Origin of the sequence: Roseibium suaedae (assembly GCF_900142725.1) — a bacterium.
GTDB lineage: Bacteria > Pseudomonadota > Alphaproteobacteria > Rhizobiales > Stappiaceae > Roseibium > Roseibium suaedae.
The window spans coordinates 599,356-614,752 of sequence record NZ_FRBW01000002.1; the positions used below are offsets into that span (position 1 = coordinate 599,356).

Annotated in this window: 12 protein-coding genes; 4 read left to right on the top strand and 8 right to left on the bottom strand. The window is 60.0% G+C overall.

Going from position 1 to position 15,397, the window contains the following annotated elements; translation table 11 throughout:
• Window positions 1–245 precede the first annotated feature (245 nt).
• Complete coding sequence (locus BUA94_RS09845; RefSeq protein ID WP_073012420.1) at window positions 246–2,549, bottom strand: xanthine dehydrogenase family protein molybdopterin-binding subunit; 2,304 nt, start codon at window positions 2,547–2,549, stop codon at window positions 246–248.
• A gap of 230 nt (window positions 2,550–2,779) precedes the next feature.
• On the opposite strand from BUA94_RS09845, the gene BUA94_RS09850 reads away from it, so the two are divergent.
• Window positions 2,780–3,022 carry a DUF6868 family protein gene (locus BUA94_RS09850; protein WP_073013795.1) on the top strand — a complete coding sequence of 81 codons (243 nt, stop codon included), beginning with the start codon at window positions 2,780–2,782 and terminating at the stop codon, window positions 3,020–3,022.
• 21 nt (window positions 3,023–3,043) lie between these two features.
• On the opposite strand, the gene BUA94_RS09855 is transcribed toward BUA94_RS09850, so the two are convergent.
• The 4 genes from BUA94_RS09855 to BUA94_RS09870 all read right to left on the bottom strand — a co-directional run bounded on the left by BUA94_RS09855 (window position 3,044) and on the right by BUA94_RS09870 (window position 6,452).
• Entirely contained in the window at window positions 3,044–4,126 is a 1,083-nt protein-coding gene (locus tag BUA94_RS09855) for a succinylglutamate desuccinylase/aspartoacylase family protein (RefSeq protein WP_073012423.1), read from the bottom strand.
• Window positions 4,127–4,148: 22 nt separating this feature from the next.
• Window positions 4,149–5,054 (bottom strand): 30S ribosomal protein S6--L-glutamate ligase, encoded by a 906-nt coding sequence (rimK, locus tag BUA94_RS09860; protein WP_073012426.1) that lies wholly within the window; start codon window positions 5,052–5,054, stop codon window positions 4,149–4,151.
• A 42-nt stretch (window positions 5,055–5,096) separates the two neighbouring features.
• A complete protein-coding gene (locus BUA94_RS09865; protein ID WP_084081912.1) occupies window positions 5,097–5,648 on the bottom strand; it encodes an ATP-dependent zinc protease family protein in 552 nt (183 codons plus the stop codon).
• A gap of 216 nt (window positions 5,649–5,864) precedes the next feature.
• The gene (locus tag BUA94_RS09870; protein ID WP_073012429.1) at window positions 5,865–6,452 is read right to left on the bottom strand and encodes a VOC family protein; all 588 of its coding nucleotides are present in this window, start codon (window positions 6,450–6,452) and stop codon (window positions 5,865–5,867) included.
• A gap of 119 nt (window positions 6,453–6,571) precedes the next feature.
• Here BUA94_RS09870 and BUA94_RS09875 point away from each other — a divergent pair, with 119 nt between their 5' ends.
• Entirely contained in the window at window positions 6,572–7,747 is a 1,176-nt protein-coding gene (locus BUA94_RS09875) for a DMT family transporter (protein WP_208980040.1), read from the top strand.
• A 32-nt stretch (window positions 7,748–7,779) separates the two neighbouring features.
• Here BUA94_RS09875 and BUA94_RS09880 read toward each other — a convergent pair whose 3' ends face one another.
• The 3 genes from BUA94_RS09880 to ade all read right to left on the bottom strand — a co-directional run bounded on the left by BUA94_RS09880 (window position 7,780) and on the right by ade (window position 12,499).
• A complete protein-coding gene (locus tag BUA94_RS09880) occupies window positions 7,780–8,757 on the bottom strand; it encodes a hypothetical protein (protein WP_073012432.1) in 978 nt (325 codons plus the stop codon).
• 142 nt (window positions 8,758–8,899) lie between these two features.
• Window positions 8,900–10,558, bottom strand: a complete 1,659-nt coding sequence (locus BUA94_RS09885; protein WP_073013798.1) for a long-chain-fatty-acid--CoA ligase — start codon at window positions 10,556–10,558, stop codon at window positions 8,900–8,902.
• A 246-nt stretch (window positions 10,559–10,804) separates the two neighbouring features.
• Window positions 10,805–12,499 carry an adenine deaminase gene (ade, locus tag BUA94_RS09890; RefSeq protein WP_073013799.1) on the bottom strand — a complete coding sequence of 565 codons (1,695 nt, stop codon included), beginning with the start codon at window positions 12,497–12,499 and terminating at the stop codon, window positions 10,805–10,807.
• A gap of 484 nt (window positions 12,500–12,983) precedes the next feature.
• On the opposite strand from ade, the gene BUA94_RS09895 reads away from it, so the two are divergent.
• Together BUA94_RS09895 and BUA94_RS09900 are read left to right on the top strand one after the other, a co-directional pair.
• Window positions 12,984–14,192, top strand: coding sequence for an ROK family transcriptional regulator (locus BUA94_RS09895; protein ID WP_328586292.1), 1,209 nt, complete (start codon window positions 12,984–12,986; stop codon window positions 14,190–14,192).
• Window positions 14,193–14,290: 98 nt separating this feature from the next.
• The gene (locus tag BUA94_RS09900; RefSeq protein ID WP_073012437.1) at window positions 14,291–15,307 is read left to right on the top strand and encodes a sugar ABC transporter substrate-binding protein; all 1,017 of its coding nucleotides are present in this window, start codon (window positions 14,291–14,293) and stop codon (window positions 15,305–15,307) included.
• Window positions 15,308–15,397 lie beyond the last annotated feature (90 nt).

Consider the following 15,397-nt stretch of genomic DNA (forward strand, 5'->3'; position numbering starts at 1 on the left):
ACCACCAGTTTTGAGGTACGATACAGGACCTGCTCACAATACCCTCGAACTCCCTAACGCAATGTAATTAATCTACGAAGAAATACGCACAATCCCAATTCGGAGGTCACGTTCGACAATCTCCAAACCACTACAAAGGCTTAGAAAAAGCGAGAAACACGCAGGCGCACCCCGAAAGCCAAAAGGGCCGGAAGAGACAGTGCCCTCCCGGCCCTTTTCCAAGGCAAATTGCCCCCCGCAGACTGTCAGGCCTGAACGGACTGAATGGCCTGCCAGATACGGTGCGGCGTTGCCGGCATGTCGATATGCTCGACGCCTGCGCCATCGCGCAGCGCCATCTGAAGCGCGTTCATGATCGAGGCGCAGCCACCGATCGTGCCGGCTTCCCCTGCTCCCTTGATGCCCATTGCGTTGGTCGTAGAAGGCACGTTGCGGGTCTGGAAGTTGAACGAGGGCAGATCGCCAGCGCGCGCGAGCTGATAGTCCAGAAGCGACGCGGTCAAAAGCTGACCTTCCTCATCATAGACGGTCCGCTCGAACAGGGCCTGACTGATCGCCTGAGCCGTGCCGCCATGGACCTGACCTTCCAGCAGGATCGGGTTCACCGTCACCCCGAAATCATCAACGATGACATAGTTCTCGATGGAAACATCCCCGGTTTCCGGGTCCACTTCCACTTCGGCGATATGGGTGCCGTTCGGATAGGTCGCCTCCGACTGCTTCACTTCCTCGCGCCCGAAGAGCTTGGCAGGCGCAGCCGCCGCAATATCCGCGAGTGTCACCTGTCGGTCAGTCCCGACAACACGTACCAGACCGTCAACCAGTTCAAGGTCATCCGCGCCGGTTTCAAGCTGCTCGGCGGCCAGTTCCTTGATCTGCTTGACCAGAGACTTGGAGGCCATGTTCACCGAGGGCAGGCCAAGCGGGATGGAACGGGACCCACCGGTTCCCCCCCCCTTGCGCACCCGGTCCGTATCGCCCTGAATCACTTCGACCTTGTCGAGATCCACACCGAAATGCTCGGCGATCAGCTGGCCGTAGGAGGTGGCATGGCCCTGACCGTTGGTCTGGGTGCCGATCAGAAGCGTCAGGGAACCATCGCCATTGAGTTCGATGGTCGCCTCTTCACCGCCCGGGAAGGCACAGGCCTCGATGTAGCTGCACATGCCGATGCCGCGGAACTTGCCGGACTTGGCGCTTTCCTGCTGACGCGCAGCAAAGCCGTCCCAGTCAGCCTCTTCCATGGCCTTTTCCATGTGACCGGTGAAGTCGCCCGTATCATAGAGACGGCCGGTCTGGGTGGTGTAAGGCAGGTTTTCCTTGGCCACGAAATTGCGGCGGCGGATTTCTGCAGACCCGAGCCCGGTTTCCCGGCCGGCCTTTTCAATCAGCCGCTCGATCAGATAGGCTGCTTCCGGGCGCCCTGCACCGCGATAGGCATCCAGCGGCACCGTGTGTTCATAGACGCCGGTCGCAGTCACATAGAGCGCCGGAATGTCATAGAGACCGGTGGACATGGAAGTCCCGACATAAGGGATATAAGGACCGAATTGGTGCAAATAGGCGCCCATGGAGGCCAGGACGCTGATGCGCAGTCCGAGGATCCTTGCATCCTTGTCGAGTGCCAGTTCAGCGCTCGTCACATTGTCTCGCCCATGGGCATCGGTGACGAAATGGTCCATCCGCTCGCCGATCCACTTGACCGGACGGCCGAGACGCTGGGCCGCGACCAGGCAAAGCGGATATTCACGATAGGTGAACATCTTGGTGCCGAAGCCACCACCCACTTCCGGCGTCACGATCCGCAACTTGTCGGACGGGATCTTCAGGATGTCGCCGCAGATGAGATCGCGCATCCCGTGACCGCCCTGGGTTCCGGCGGTCAGGGTGTAGTGATCATTCGCGCCATCATATTCGCCAACACAGCCACGGGGCTCCATGTAGTTGGCAATCAGACGGTTGTTGATCAGCTTGATCGAAACGGTCTGTTCCGCCTTGTCAAAGGCAGCCTTGCAGGCTTCCTCATTGCCATGTCCCTGTACAAAGGCACGGTTGCTCCCGAACTCGGGCCAAACAAGAGTTGCCCCCTCGGCAAGGGAGGCCTCGATGCCGATCGTCACGTCGAGCGGCTCATAGTCCACTTCGATCAACTCGGCTGCAGACTTTGCGATGTTGACGCTGTCTGCGACGATGAAGGCAATGGCATCGCCCACATAGCGGACTTCATCAGAACACAGCACAGGTTGCGGCGGGCACGCATGCTGCGTGCCGTCGATCTGCTTCATTACGGCCTTGGTCGGCATGTTGCCGAGATCCTGGATGTCGGCCGCCGTCAGAACGAGATGCACACCCGGATAGGCACGGGCTTCCTCAAGACCGCCCAGCGCAATGCGTGCGTGGGCCATGGCGGAGCGAAGCACGAAAGCCTGAAGGCAGCCCACCGGAGTATAGTCATCCGTGTAGACGCCCTGCCCTGTGATCAGCTTTGCGTCTTCCTTGCGGCGCACAGGCGCGCCGACACCGAACTTGGCTGGGACCATCTGGTTCATACGGATAAATCCTGTTTCTGGCTTGGTTCAGGCTTGCATTCTTTGGCGGGGGCAATCTGGCGCTGAAGGCCAGTCACCGAAATCTTTCGAGAAACATAGAACATGGAAACCGGCACAACCAGTACCACCTGTGTTTTTTGGCAATTAGACCTTCTACGGATCCGGCTACGGATGCCAAAATCCAGAGGAACGCCTAGTCTTGACCCCTCATGAAAGAATGGGAGAGTGCCATGACGCTTCTTGAATTGAAGGCATTTCTCGGCTGGTGCAGCATCCTCAACTTTGGGCTGCTGCTTGTATCTGCGCTTGTTCTCGTGCTGTTTGCAGACAGGCTGGTGAGGCTCCACGCTGCTCTTTTCCAGATGGATCCTGCGGATCTGAGGCGGCTCTATCTGCAAAGCCTCGCCTTCTACAAAGTACTGATCCTGACCTTCAACATCGTACCCTATGTGGCCCTTGTGATCCTGACCTGACAGCGGACAGAGGTTGCGGGGTCAGATGATCTCGTCCTCATCGAACATCGGATCGGCTTCAAGCTGCATGATCAGGCTTTCGACTGTCGCCTCGGCGGCTCCTTGCGCCTTGATCTCGGCAACATGGAACAGCCCGTCGCCTTCATTGACGACCGGAAGGTTCGTGCGGCCGATGATCAATCCACTTACGGCGGCCAGCACCTCCCGTTCCACTTCACCGAAGGGATCGGACACGATGCCCAAAAGCTCTCCCTCGCTCACCATGCTGCCCGTGGTCTTGAAAGACCGGAGCAGACCGCCGGCAGGCGACCGCACCCAACTGGTGTGGGAGGTCAGGATCGAGGCGGCCTTCGGCTTGGTGACACCTTTGGCCGAAATCATGCCGAGATGGCGCAGCACGCGGAGAATGCCCGACACACCGGCGCGGATTGCCATTTCATCGAAACGCAGCCCCTCGCCTGCCTCGTATAGCAGAATGTCTTTCCCCTGCGCCTGCGCTGCCTGACGCAACGAGCCATCGCGCAGTTTCGACTTAACGATGACCGGCGCCCCGAAAGCACGGGCCAGGGCAAGAGTATCGTCCCGTGAAGGAGAAATGCGGATCTGAGGCAGGTTCGTACGGTGGATCGCGGCGGAGTGCAGATCAATGCCGAAGTCGCAGCGGCTGACAATCTCGCTCATGAACAGCCAGGCGAGACGGGCGGCCAGGGAGCCCTTCTGGCTGCCGGGAAACGACCGGTTGAGATCGCGACGGTCCGGCAGATAACGGGAATTGGTCATGAAGCCGAAGGAATTGACGATTGGCACCACCAGCAAGGTACCCTTCAGCGTGTCCAGATTGTCCGCCCGAAGCAGCCGCCGGGCAATCTCGACCCCGATAACCTCGTCCCCGTGAACGGCGGCGCTGACGAAGATCACCGGCCCGGGCCTGCGTCCATGAATGACATGAACCGACATGGCCACCGGCGTGTGATCGGACAGAACGCTGACCGGCAGCGCGACGGTGCGCCGCGTTCCGGCGGCAACCATTTGCGTCCCGATTTCGAAGGGCGCACGCGGGGTCTTGTCCTGCCCTGTTGCCGCACCGGCCGTCTTGCTGGTCATTGCCCCACCTTCCGTCCGGCCTTCAGCCCTTGCCCTTGGTCTTGGTCTTTCCGGCTTGCGCGTTCTTCATCAGGAAATCAATGATTTTCCCGGCCACATCGATGCCGGTCGCCATCTCCATACCCTGCAGTCCCGGAGAGGAATTGACCTCCATGACCACCGGCCCATGATTTGAGCGGAGCATGTCGACGCCGCAGACATTCAGCCCCATGGACTTTGCCGCCCGGATGGCCGTCGAACGCTCTTCCGGCGAGATGCGGATCATTTCTGCCGACCCACCCCGGTGCAGGTTGGAGCGGAACTCCCCCGGAGCCCCCACCCGCTTCATGCTGGCGATCACCTTGCCGCCCACAACGAAGGCGCGAATATCGGTGCCGCCAGCTTCCTTGATGAACTCCTGAACCAAGATGTTCACATTGGCGCCGCGAAAGGCCTCGATCACCGACTTGGCCGACCGCTCCGTGTCGGCCAGAACCACGCCGATGCCCTGCGTGCCCTCGAGAAGCTTGATCACGACAGGCGCACCGCCAGCCGTCTTCAGCACCTCTTCGGTCATCTTCGGATCATGGGCAAAGGTCGTCACCGGCAGGCCGATGCCATCGCGGGCCAGAAGCTGCATGGACCGCAGCTTGTCGCGGGAGCGTCCGATGGCAACAGATTCATTGAGCGGATAGACGCCCATCATCTCGAACTGGCGCAGCACCGCCAGACCGTAGAAGGTGATCGAAGCGCCGATCCGGGGGATGACCGCGTCATAGCCCTCCAGCTTGCTGCCGTTGTAGAAGATCTCAGGCCGGCGCGAGGCAATATTCATGTAGCAGCGCAACGTGTTGATGATGTCGAGCTGGTGGCCACGTTCTTCCGCAGCCTCTTTCAGACGCTTGTGAGAATAGAGGTCCGGATTGCGGGCCAGCATTGCAATTTTCATGGGTTCCGTCCCTGAAAGGGGATGCGGCAAAGCCGCGTTGTCTTAGAGTTCGCTGACGCGGACAGGACTGTCGCTCAGCGTCAGGCCGCCCGGCTCAATCAGCGGGGGCCCGGCAATGAAGGACCGGCCGGGACTGACGAGAATGCCCCGGTTCCGGATAGCGGTCCGGCCCAGGATCATGTCGAAGCCCATCTTTTCCCGGTCGGCCAGGGAAAGGTCCACATGCCAGCGGTGGCTGCCCAGAACGAGCAGTGCCCGGATCACGATGCGGCGCTCGGGAACGCCGCTCGTGTTCTTGATATCGCGCTGATCCAGCACGGGCGCCTCGATCCTGAAACGCTTGTGGTGGCGGGAAGCAGGGATCCGGAAGCGGACCCAGTCCTCGCCCTCACGCTGAAACAGCTCCATGTCCTTGGCATGGATGGCTGAAGTCCTGGCCCCCGTGTCGATCTTCGCCCGCATGTCGGCGATGCCGAGTTCAGGAAGGGCCACATGCTCGCGCCAGCCGATGGTCAGCCCAAGGCGCACCTTGGCCTTACCCTCTGGCGAGGACTTCCGGTCTGCCGGCAGCTTTGTAGACAGCACTTTGCGCATCAGGTCATGCCGGCGATGGGGCGTCAGGGGATCTGGCGCCATCAGGATTTGAGGACAGCCCGGCTATAGCCGGCAACTGAGTTTGTCCAACCAAATTTACGGCATCATGACAGGATCCACAGATCCGCACAGAGGGATTTGCAGGCTGCACACAGACTGCTTGACACGGCTGGCTTTTTGCCGGGCAGAACAGTCGGCGAAATGCTCTCCCGGACCCTAGCGCCGCCAGGGGTTCTTCGGGCTCCGGTCATCGCTGAGGCTGCCGCGGCTGCGGGCTGTCAAAGCCTCGATGGCATCGGCCAGATGGATTTCCTGAATGTTGTAATCACCGCGCTCGACGCGGATCCGGTGCGCTTCCAGCATCACCTCGCCGTGGGAGATCCCTGCCGGCGGTTCGAACCGGTAGGAGGCCAGTTCGATCAGAAAACCCAGAGGATCACGGAAATAGATACTGTCCATGAAACCCCGGTCTTTCGGACCGCTGTGTGCAACCCTGCGCTCATCCAGCCGTTCCACGATCTGGCTGAAGGTGGCCTGCGACACGCTGAGCGCCAGGTGATGCACCGCGCCAATGTCTTGCGGAACCTTCACCGGGTCAGGCCGGCGCTCTTCATTGGTAAAGATCGTGATCAACCGGCCATCGCCCGGATCAAAGTAGAGGTGGCTTTCATTCGGATTGTCGAGGTTCGGCTGCTCAAAGACGAAGGGCATGCCCAGCACGCCTTCCCAGAAGTCGATGGACGTCTGCCGGTCCGCACCAACAAGCGTAATGTGGTGAACCCCTTGGGTCTGGATCTTGCGCATGGCCTGCTCCCCTCTTTCTGACGTTCTTCAGAAATGGCTATCGCAGCATGGGCATCCCCGCAAGAAAGACTGGCAACTGATGGCGTGAACAGTGCGTCCAGCGGTACACGGCTTGCGGTATGATCTTGTCTGAACGCTCCGGTCTTCAGCAGGATCTTCCGAGATCCTCGTCCGAAGCCCTTTCAATCACGGCAGAACACTCTATTGTTGTAGTCCTCTTCCTTTTTTCCGGGACAGACCCTGACCGGCTGACCATCCTCGTTTCAGCCAGCCTGTCTGCTCCGGCTCACTTGTCCGGCCACATCGGCCGGTCCACACCGGGACCTTTGCTCCAGATGGATCAGCCGACCGACGCCCCTGCTTCTTTTGCCGGACGCATACGGCACCGTCTCGAGAAGCTGCCCGGCAATTCCATCGGAGCTTTGTGGATCCTCCAGGCCGCCGTTCTGTTCACGCTCATGAGCATGTTCATCAAGCTGGTTGGCCAGGACATCAGCATCTTCCAGATCCTGCTGATCCGGCAGGCGACCATGGCGGTCATTGTCGCGCCAAAGATCCTGCATGGACTGCCCGGTTCGCTCTACACCCGAAGGCCGGATCTTCAGGTCGCCCGTATCGCCCTTGCCTGCACAGCGATGCTTTGCGGATTTTCTGCGGTCATTTACCTGCCGCTTGCCGAAGCGACGGCGCTCGGCTTCTCGAAGACCTTCTTCGTCACGATCTTTGCGATCATCTTCCTGAGCGAAAAGGTGGGCCGCCACCGCTGGGCAGCGACCATCGTCGGCTTCATCGGCGTAATCATCATGCTGCGGCCGGGCAGCGGAGGCCTGTTCGATCCCTATGCGGCTCTGGCCATCGGCGGCGCGGCCGCCGCAGGGCTTGTAACCATCATCCTGCGCATCCTGACCAGGACGGACCTGCCCTCCACGATCCTGACCTATCAGGCCGTTGGCGTCGGGCTGATCATGATCATTCCGGCGATCTACGCCTGGAAGGACCCAACACTGGAACAATGGACCCTGATGATCCTCATCGGCATCGTGTCCTGGGCGGGCCAGATGTCCAACATCCGGGCTTTCCGGGCCGGAGAGCCCACTGCCATTGCCTCGCTCGACTACACCCGGCTGATCTATGCCACCATCATCGGTGTGCTGGTGTTCGGAAACTGGCCGGGCGTGGAGACCTACATCGGTGCCGCCTTCATCATCGGCGGATCGCTCTATGTCATCCGCCGCGAGGCCGCCCTTGGCCGCGCCCTCGCCCGCTCCGCCGACAGCCGCGGCTATAACAACTAAAACAGCTCCGATTTTATGGTCGCCAAGCGACGTTATTTCACGAGTGTTTCGCGGAACGCCTCAAAGCTGCATGGATGCAAGTCCAGATCCTTACCGAGAATTTTTGCCGCCCAGTAGGAAAGCTCCAGCCGGGAAAAATCATAGGAAGTTCGAGTTGCGACCTCCAACTCCTCTTCCAGCCTCTGCTGAGACAGTTCAGCCCAGTCCTTCAGGATGACAACCGGCAGGCCCTCGTACAGGGGATCAAGGCTGGATGTCGTCACCACCGGTATGGTGCCAAGAAGATATGCTTCCCAAGTCCGATGGCAATCCAGCCCGTTCCCGTGCGGGCTCAGAGTGAAAGCAAAAGTGCTGTTCAGCTCCCAGCTTTCCATTCGAGGAATGAATTTCTCTTGATAGTAGACCGCACGCCGGTCAGCTTCGTCCAAACATGCCTGCCGGTTTCCTCTTTCAGGAACGAAATGCCAATTTGAAAACGCGATCGGCTTCTTGTTCGCAAGAGGCCCTGCCGCGTGGCCAATACGGCAGATCATTTCCTCTTGCAGTTCGGGAGTGATGTATCTCCCCCAACTGTGACGGCCTTTCCGGCGCACTCTTTTCGAGGAAAGCGTGTGATAGTCGACGCCAAGCGGGAGATTGACCAGCTTAGGATGCAGCGTGTCCAGGTTCTGGGCATACCACCTGATTATAAGAGGGTGATCGAGAAGCGTCTGCATATAGCCTTCGGGAAATGAGCTTTCCTTCAGAGGAATATCCGCATCACCCGTCACCAGCACGAACGGAGAGCGGATGGACGGTAGATAGTTCTCGATAAAATCCGGAATCATTGTCGCTGAAAGATAGAGCGTGCCGAACTCGCCTTTGAGGCGTTTCGCAAGGTCAGCCGGGATTTGTTCGGCATCTGATTCCGGATCCGCCGTGTGAAGCTCAACAGACTTCAAAATCCCGCGGCTTGATATAAAACGGCACTCGTTCTCTTGCTTACCCCTGCGCCGCCAGAAACCAAACATGCCCAAACCTTTTTTGTGTCTACAATTCATAACCGCTGCAACACATGCCACTTTCGCGGCATGTGTTGCATGCAGGGCGCCAAACTAGCAGTACACGTCCAAGACACCAGAGCTATTTTGAGAGATACCGCGGGTAAATAGCTTACTGCGCAGCAGAACGCTTCGCAGCTTCCTCTTCCACCAGTTCCTTCTTGGAGAGTTTTCCAACCATTGTCTTGGGAAGCTGGGTGCGGAATTCGATCTCGCGCGGCAATTCAATGGCCGACAGATGCCCCTTGAGGAAAGCCTTCAGCTCGTCCGCCGTCAGCTCATGGCCTTCCTTCAGCTTCACGAAAGCCTTCGGAGACTGGCCGCGATACGTATCCGGAATGGCAATCACAATGCATTCCTCGACAGCCTCATGCTGATAGATCGCCTCTTCGATCACCCGCGGATAGACGTTGTATCCGGAGCAGAGAATGAGATCCTTGATCCGGTCGACCAGGTAGATATAGCCGTCCTCGTCCTGGTAGCCGACATCGCCCGTGTGCAGGAAGCCGCCCGGTTCGATCGTGTCGGCCGTGGCTTCGGGACGCTTCCAGTACCCTGCCATGACCTGCGGCCCCTTGAGGCACAATTCGCCCTTTTCACCCCGCGCAACCGGCTTGGACAGGTCCGCCAGATCGCGGAACTCCGGGGTGGTGCCGGGCACAGGCATGCCGATAGAGCCCGGACGCGACGGACGGTCCAGCGGATTGACGGCACAGACCGGAGAGGCCTCCGTCAGGCCGTAGCCTTCCACGAGCACGCAGCCTGTCAGCTTTTCAAAGCTCTCCTTCACCTCCACAGGCAAGGGTGCGCCGCCGGATAGGCAGATCTTGATCGAGGACAGATCATAATTCTGGGTCAGCGGAGAATTATTGATGGCGGTATAGATCGTCGGCACGCCGGGGAAGAGCGTCACCCGCTTGCGCTTGATGACATCCAGCAGGGCTTTGAGCTCAAAGCGCGGCTGCAGCACCATTTCGGCGCCAAGCACCACCGCCAGATTCTGGGCTACCGTCATGGCAAAGACGTGGAAGAAAGGCAGAACGCAGAGAAGCTTCTCCTCCCCCGGCTTAGCCTTGTCGAAGACACAGCGCATCTGCTCGATATTGGCCGACAGATTGGCGTGGGTCAGCATCGCCCCTTTCGGCACGCCGGTGGTGCCGCCGGTATATTGAAGCACCGCCACGGCCGTCTTCGGATCGATGGCCACCGGAGCCGGCTTGGCTCCGACCGACATCAGCGCATCATAATGGACATGGGCCGGGCCATCGGGAACCGAGGCAAGCTCCTTGCGCTTGAACAGTTTGAACAGAATATTCTTCGGGAACGGCAGAATCGGCGCCATCGGACAGACGATGATCGTGTCCAGTACCTTTTCCTGGCGCACGGCTTCGACCTTGTCGAAGATCATCTTGAGGTCCATCGTCACCATGATGCGCACATCCGCATCCCGGCTTTGGAAGGCCAGCTCGCGCTCGACATAGAGCGGATTGAAGTTCACCACCGTTCCGCCGACCTTGAGGATCGCGAAATAGAACAGCGTGTAATAGGGGGTGTTAGGCAGGCAGAGCCCGACATTGACGCCGGGCTTGACACCCCGTGCCTGAAGGCCGGCAGCCAGACGGTCGACCAGTTCGCCATATTCCCGGTATGTCCAGACCTTGCCCAGGAAATCTGCAGCGGGACGGCTGCCGAAGTCCGCAATTGTCCTGTCGAGATAATATTGCACAGTACGGGGCTCGAATGCCGCGCACCACTCCTCCGCTGATGTCATGGCGAACTCCAACTCGCTCTTTTATGTTCGGCTCCCAGTGCCCCATGAGACCGGCCCGGACCTTTGCCCGCAGCCTGTCCCACCCTCCTCAGGTGGTCATGTAGCCGTTTGCCCGCAATGGGCAAGTATCCAACTTGGACACACCCTTCCGTTTACGTCAACTCACGACGTTGCGGCACCCATGCACTTCAACGTGGAAAGCCCGGCTTTGTTTAAAATCTGATGGGTTAGCTCTGCTGGCTTCTGTCAAATCAGCTCAAACCTGTTCACATCAAACAGCCCGAAGTCGGTGATTTTCAGATGCGGAATAACCGGAAGCGGCAGGAAGGCCACTTGCAGGAATGGCTCCGGCAGAACGCAGCCCAGCGCCTTTGCCGCCGCCCGCAGATGCTCCAGCTGTTCGCGCACGGTCTCGAAGGGCTCAAGGCTCATCAAACCCGCAAGCGGCAAGGCAAGCTCGGCCTTGACCTCGTCGCCATCGGCAACGGCAAAGCCGCCGTTCATGGCGATCACCCGGTTCACGGCAGCCGCCATGGCGGTCTCGGATGCCCCCACAACACAGATGTTGTGGCTGTCATGCCCCACGGATGAAGCAATGGCCCCACGCGTCAAACCGAAACCCGATACGAAGCCGCACCCCACATTGCCGGTCCGCTTGTGCCGCTCGACAACAGCCACCTTCAGGGCATCTTGCGTCAGGTCGATCCCGGCTTCCCCATTGCTGGCTGGAAGCGTTTTCTTCAGATGCTCGGTGATGATGCGCCCCGGAACCACGCCGATGACATCGGTCTCGCCCTCTCTTGCCGCGACCTTGAAGGCAGCGGTCGTTACCGGGGCGGCCTTGACGCTGGTCAGACCGACGGGTGCCACGATCTTGCGGGCCGCGAATTCTGCCTCGCCGGCCTGCCGTCCGCCGCAGATCACGCTGGCCACACGGCAATCTTCAAAATCATCCAGAAGAACGATGTCCGCCCGCCAGCCCGGAGCAATCTGGCCACGGTCCTTGAGGCCAAAGGCATTGGCCGCAGACCAGCTTGCCGCGCGATAGGCGTCCAGCGGCCGGATGCCCTTGGCAATGAGCCGCCGGATCATGCTGTCGAGATGGCCCTCTTCCGCAATGTCCAGCGGATTGCGGTCGTCGGTGCACAGGGCGACGAAGCCGGAGACATCCGGTTGCAGGATCGGAGCAAGCGCATCGAGATCCTTGGACACAGAACCTTCGCGGATCAGGATCGTCATGCCCTTGGAGAGTTTCTCCAGCGCCTCTTCCGCGGTGGTCGCTTCATGATCCGTCCGGATACCAGCGGCCAGATAGCCATTCAGTGCCAAGCCGGACAGAAGCGGCGCGTGACCATCGATGTGCCCACCCTGGAACGCTGCGAGCTTGGCCAGAACCTTTGGATCGCGCGCCAGAACGCCCGGGAAATTCATGAACTCGGCAAGACCGATGACCTTGGGATGATCGCGCAGCGGCAACAGGTCCTCGATCTCCAGACAGGCACCCGAGGTTTCAAAACGTGTGGCAGGGACGCAGGAGGACAGGTTTACCCGGAGGTCCATCACCGTCTCGAGCGAACTGTCGAGGAAATACTGGATGCCTTCCGCACCAAGCACATTGGCGATCTCGTGCGGATCGCAAATCGCCGTGGTCACGCCATGGGGCAGAACGCAGCGGTCAAACTCGAAGGGGGTAACAAGCGAGGATTCGACATGAAGATGGGTGTCGATGAACCCCGGTACGGCCACGCGACCACCGGCATCGATCTCGCGCACTGCCGTATACCGGCCGTGAATGCCGACAATGCGGTCAGCCACGATGGCGATATCCGTTTCGACCATCGACCCGTCAAGGACAGAAAAGACGCGTGCGTTCCGGATGACCAGATCGGCTGGCTCATCGCCCGTTCCAGCCGCAATGGCCCGCGCCAGGAAACGCTCCATGGCCTGGGTGTCAGGGTTCGCGGAATTTTCCATGCAACGCTCCGGATCTTGTCTCGTCCGACTTCGGACCTTCTGGTGTCAGCTTAGCCTGCGGGCCGGATGCGAAGCAAAGATTCCACGCCACCTGCTCGAACTCCTGAACAACTATTGCCCCCTGAAACAAATAGCAGGCTCGATATTTCTGCCAGTTTCGCGAAACTGCGAGCTCCGGCAAACTGTCCGGAATGAAAGATTTTTCACAATCAGAACCGGAAATATTTCAGACACTTGCCGCAGCGCACTGTTTTCCATCCGCACTGCATCAACGTTTTCTGATTGACTCAAACGGGGGACGATGGATTAATTAAATCAAGAATAATTAATCTAAATTCGTCGCCCCATCGAACGAACTCATCGCTCTTCCCCGTGCAAGGGAGAGCGGACCATGGTTGGGAGGCCGGGTCAGGTGAATACGTCTCGCAAATCTGCGCGCGGTTCAAACTCCGTGCAGCTCCGCCGATATAACGAGCGGATCATCCTGCAAATCCTGCGGCGTGTTCAGCGCGCTTCCAAGGCGGATCTGGCACGGGCGGCCAAGCTGACGAACGCTGCCATTGGCGCGATCATCCAGTCTCTCATCGAAGATGGCCTGATCGAGGAAGACGGCAAGCTGCATGGCGGTGGCCGCGGCCAGCCTGCGACCCAGCTCAAGCTGGCGCCACGCGGCGCCTTCGGGTTCGGCGTCCGGGTCGACCGGACCAACCTCGAAACCGTGCTCGTGGATTTTGAAGGTAAAGTCATCGGCCGCCGAGCCCATGACATGCTGCTCCCGGCCCCGTTGAAGGCTCTCGAGATCATCAAGCGCGACCTGGAAAGCCTCGGCGCGCTGCTGACAACCGAAGAGCACGGCCGGCTGACGGGCATAGGTCTTGCCCAGCCCTTCAACCTCGGTGCCTGGCTTCATGAACTCGCCCTGCCTGAAGGCAACTTCAAGCTCTGGGACGATTTCGACATGACCGAAGCGCTTGAAACCGAGAGCGGTCTGCCGGTGTTCCGGGAAAACGACGGCACGGCGGCGACTGTTGCCGAGCTCTTCTATGGCCATGGCCGCAGCCTGGATGACTTCCTGTACCTCTTCATCGGCCCTGCCATTGGCGGCGGGCTGTGCCTGGGCGGCGACGTCGTGCGTGGTGTGAGCGGAAACGCAGGGGACGTCGCGATGATGCCAGTGCCCCCCAGCACGCTCGAGACGGCACCGCGCCCCAAGAAGGGCTTCGACATCCTTCTGACCCGCGCTTCGCTCGTGTCCCTGGCCCGCCATCTGGACCCGGAGAACTTTGCCGATCTCAGCCGCCTCGACCTGCAGGCCGCCATGGAGCGCAAGGACCCGCGTTTTGACGAATGGCTGGAAGACTGCGTCGGCGCACTGACGCCTGCCCTCGGCGCTGCCTTCGCCCTTCTGGATATCCCGCAGGTCATCATAGACAGCGATCTGGATGGAGAATTTGCCCGGCGCATGACCGACGCCCTGACCGCATCGGTGATCGAGGCCGCGCCGGAAGCCCGCAGCGCGCCATCCATCCGCTTCGGCAGTTTCGGACAGGACGCGGGCGCCATCGGCGCCGCCAGCCTGCCCATGTTCTTCAATTTCTCACCCCGGGCAGAGATCCTGACCGGCGGCATGAAAAAAAGCTCTGCTGGAGTTGCGGCCTGAAGAGGAGAGGCCCGCAACACCCGGCTTGAGGGGTACGACAAGGGAGACATCTGGCCACTCCCGATCGGAAAAAACGGAAAGGCCAGGGAGGAAATCACATGATCCGCAAGCTTCTGACGACCGCTTCCATTCTGGCCGCCATGGCCGCAGTACCGGCTGCTGCTGCAGACGTTTCCGCCTGCCTCATCACCAAGACGGACACCAACCCGTTCTTCGTCAAGATGCGTGAAGGCGCGCAGGCCAAGGCCAAGGAGCTGGGCATCGAGCTGAACGCCTATGCCGGCAAGGTCGACGGCGACAACGACACCCAGGTCGCAGCCATCGAAACCTGCATCGCCAATGGCGCAAAGGGCATTCTTCTGACTGCCTCCGACACGTCGTCCATCGTGCCGTCAGTACAGAAGGCCCGCGATGCTGGTCTCCTGGTGATTGCGCTCGACACGCCGCTCAACCCGATTGATGCCGCCGACATGACCTTCGCCACGGACAACTTCCTGGCCGGTGAACTGATTGGTCAGTGGGCCAAGGGCGCTCTCGGCGACAAGGCTGCCGATGCCAAGATCGCAATGCTTGATCTGGACGTCTCCCAGCCGACCGTCGGCGTGTTGCGCGACCAGGGCTTCCTGAAGGGCTTCGGCATTGACCTTGGCGACCCGAACAAGTGGGGCGACGAAACCGATCCGCGCGTGGTGGGCCATGATGTGACCCAGGGCAACGAGGAAGGCGGCCGCAAGGCCATGGAAAACCTCCTGGCCAAGGACCCGTCCATCAACGTCGTCTACACGATCAACGAACCGGCAGCAGCCGGTGCATACGAAGCCCTCAAGTCCATCGGCCGTGAAGGCGATGCGCTGATCGTGTCCGTCGATGGCGGTTGCCCGGGCGTTGCCAACGTCGAAGCCGGCGTCATCGGCGCCACTTCCCAGCAGTATCCGCTCCTGATGGCATCCAAGGGCATCGAAGCGATTGCCGCCTGGGCCAAGGACGGCACCAAGCCGCAGGCAACCGACGGCAAGAGCTTCTTCGACACGGGCGTCGCCCTGGTTACCGACAAGCCGGTTGATGGCGTGAAGTCCATCTCCGTCGCTGACGGCAAGAAGCTCTGCTGGGGCTGATGAAAGGCACCCTGTCAGGCGGAGCAGTTCCGCCTGACAGATCCTGTTCTCTCTGATCCTTGAAGCGGTGGTGCGCCGCCGCTTCCCTTT

Coding starts and splice junctions, on each gene's coding strand:
- BUA94_RS09845 (WP_073012420.1), bottom strand. CDS start 2,549: ATGAACCAGATGGTCCCAGCCAAGTTCGGTGTCGGCGCGCCTGTGCGC.
- BUA94_RS09850 (WP_073013795.1), top strand. CDS start 2,780: ATGACGCTTCTTGAATTGAAGGCATTTCTCGGCTGGTGCAGCATCCTC.
- BUA94_RS09855 (WP_073012423.1), bottom strand. CDS start 4,126: ATGACCAGCAAGACGGCCGGTGCGGCAACAGGGCAGGACAAGACCCCG.
- rimK (WP_073012426.1), bottom strand. CDS start 5,054: ATGAAAATTGCAATGCTGGCCCGCAATCCGGACCTCTATTCTCACAAG.
- BUA94_RS09865 (WP_084081912.1), bottom strand. CDS start 5,648: ATGCGCAAAGTGCTGTCTACAAAGCTGCCGGCAGACCGGAAGTCCTCG.
- BUA94_RS09870 (WP_073012429.1), bottom strand. CDS start 6,452: ATGCGCAAGATCCAGACCCAAGGGGTTCACCACATTACGCTTGTTGGT.
- BUA94_RS09875 (WP_208980040.1), top strand. CDS start 6,572: ATGATCTTGTCTGAACGCTCCGGTCTTCAGCAGGATCTTCCGAGATCC.
- BUA94_RS09880 (WP_073012432.1), bottom strand. CDS start 8,757: ATGTTTGGTTTCTGGCGGCGCAGGGGTAAGCAAGAGAACGAGTGCCGT.
- BUA94_RS09885 (WP_073013798.1), bottom strand. CDS start 10,558: ATGACATCAGCGGAGGAGTGGTGCGCGGCATTCGAGCCCCGTACTGTG.
- ade (WP_073013799.1), bottom strand. CDS start 12,499: ATGGAGCGTTTCCTGGCGCGGGCCATTGCGGCTGGAACGGGCGATGAG.
- BUA94_RS09900 (WP_073012437.1), top strand. CDS start 14,291: ATGATCCGCAAGCTTCTGACGACCGCTTCCATTCTGGCCGCCATGGCC.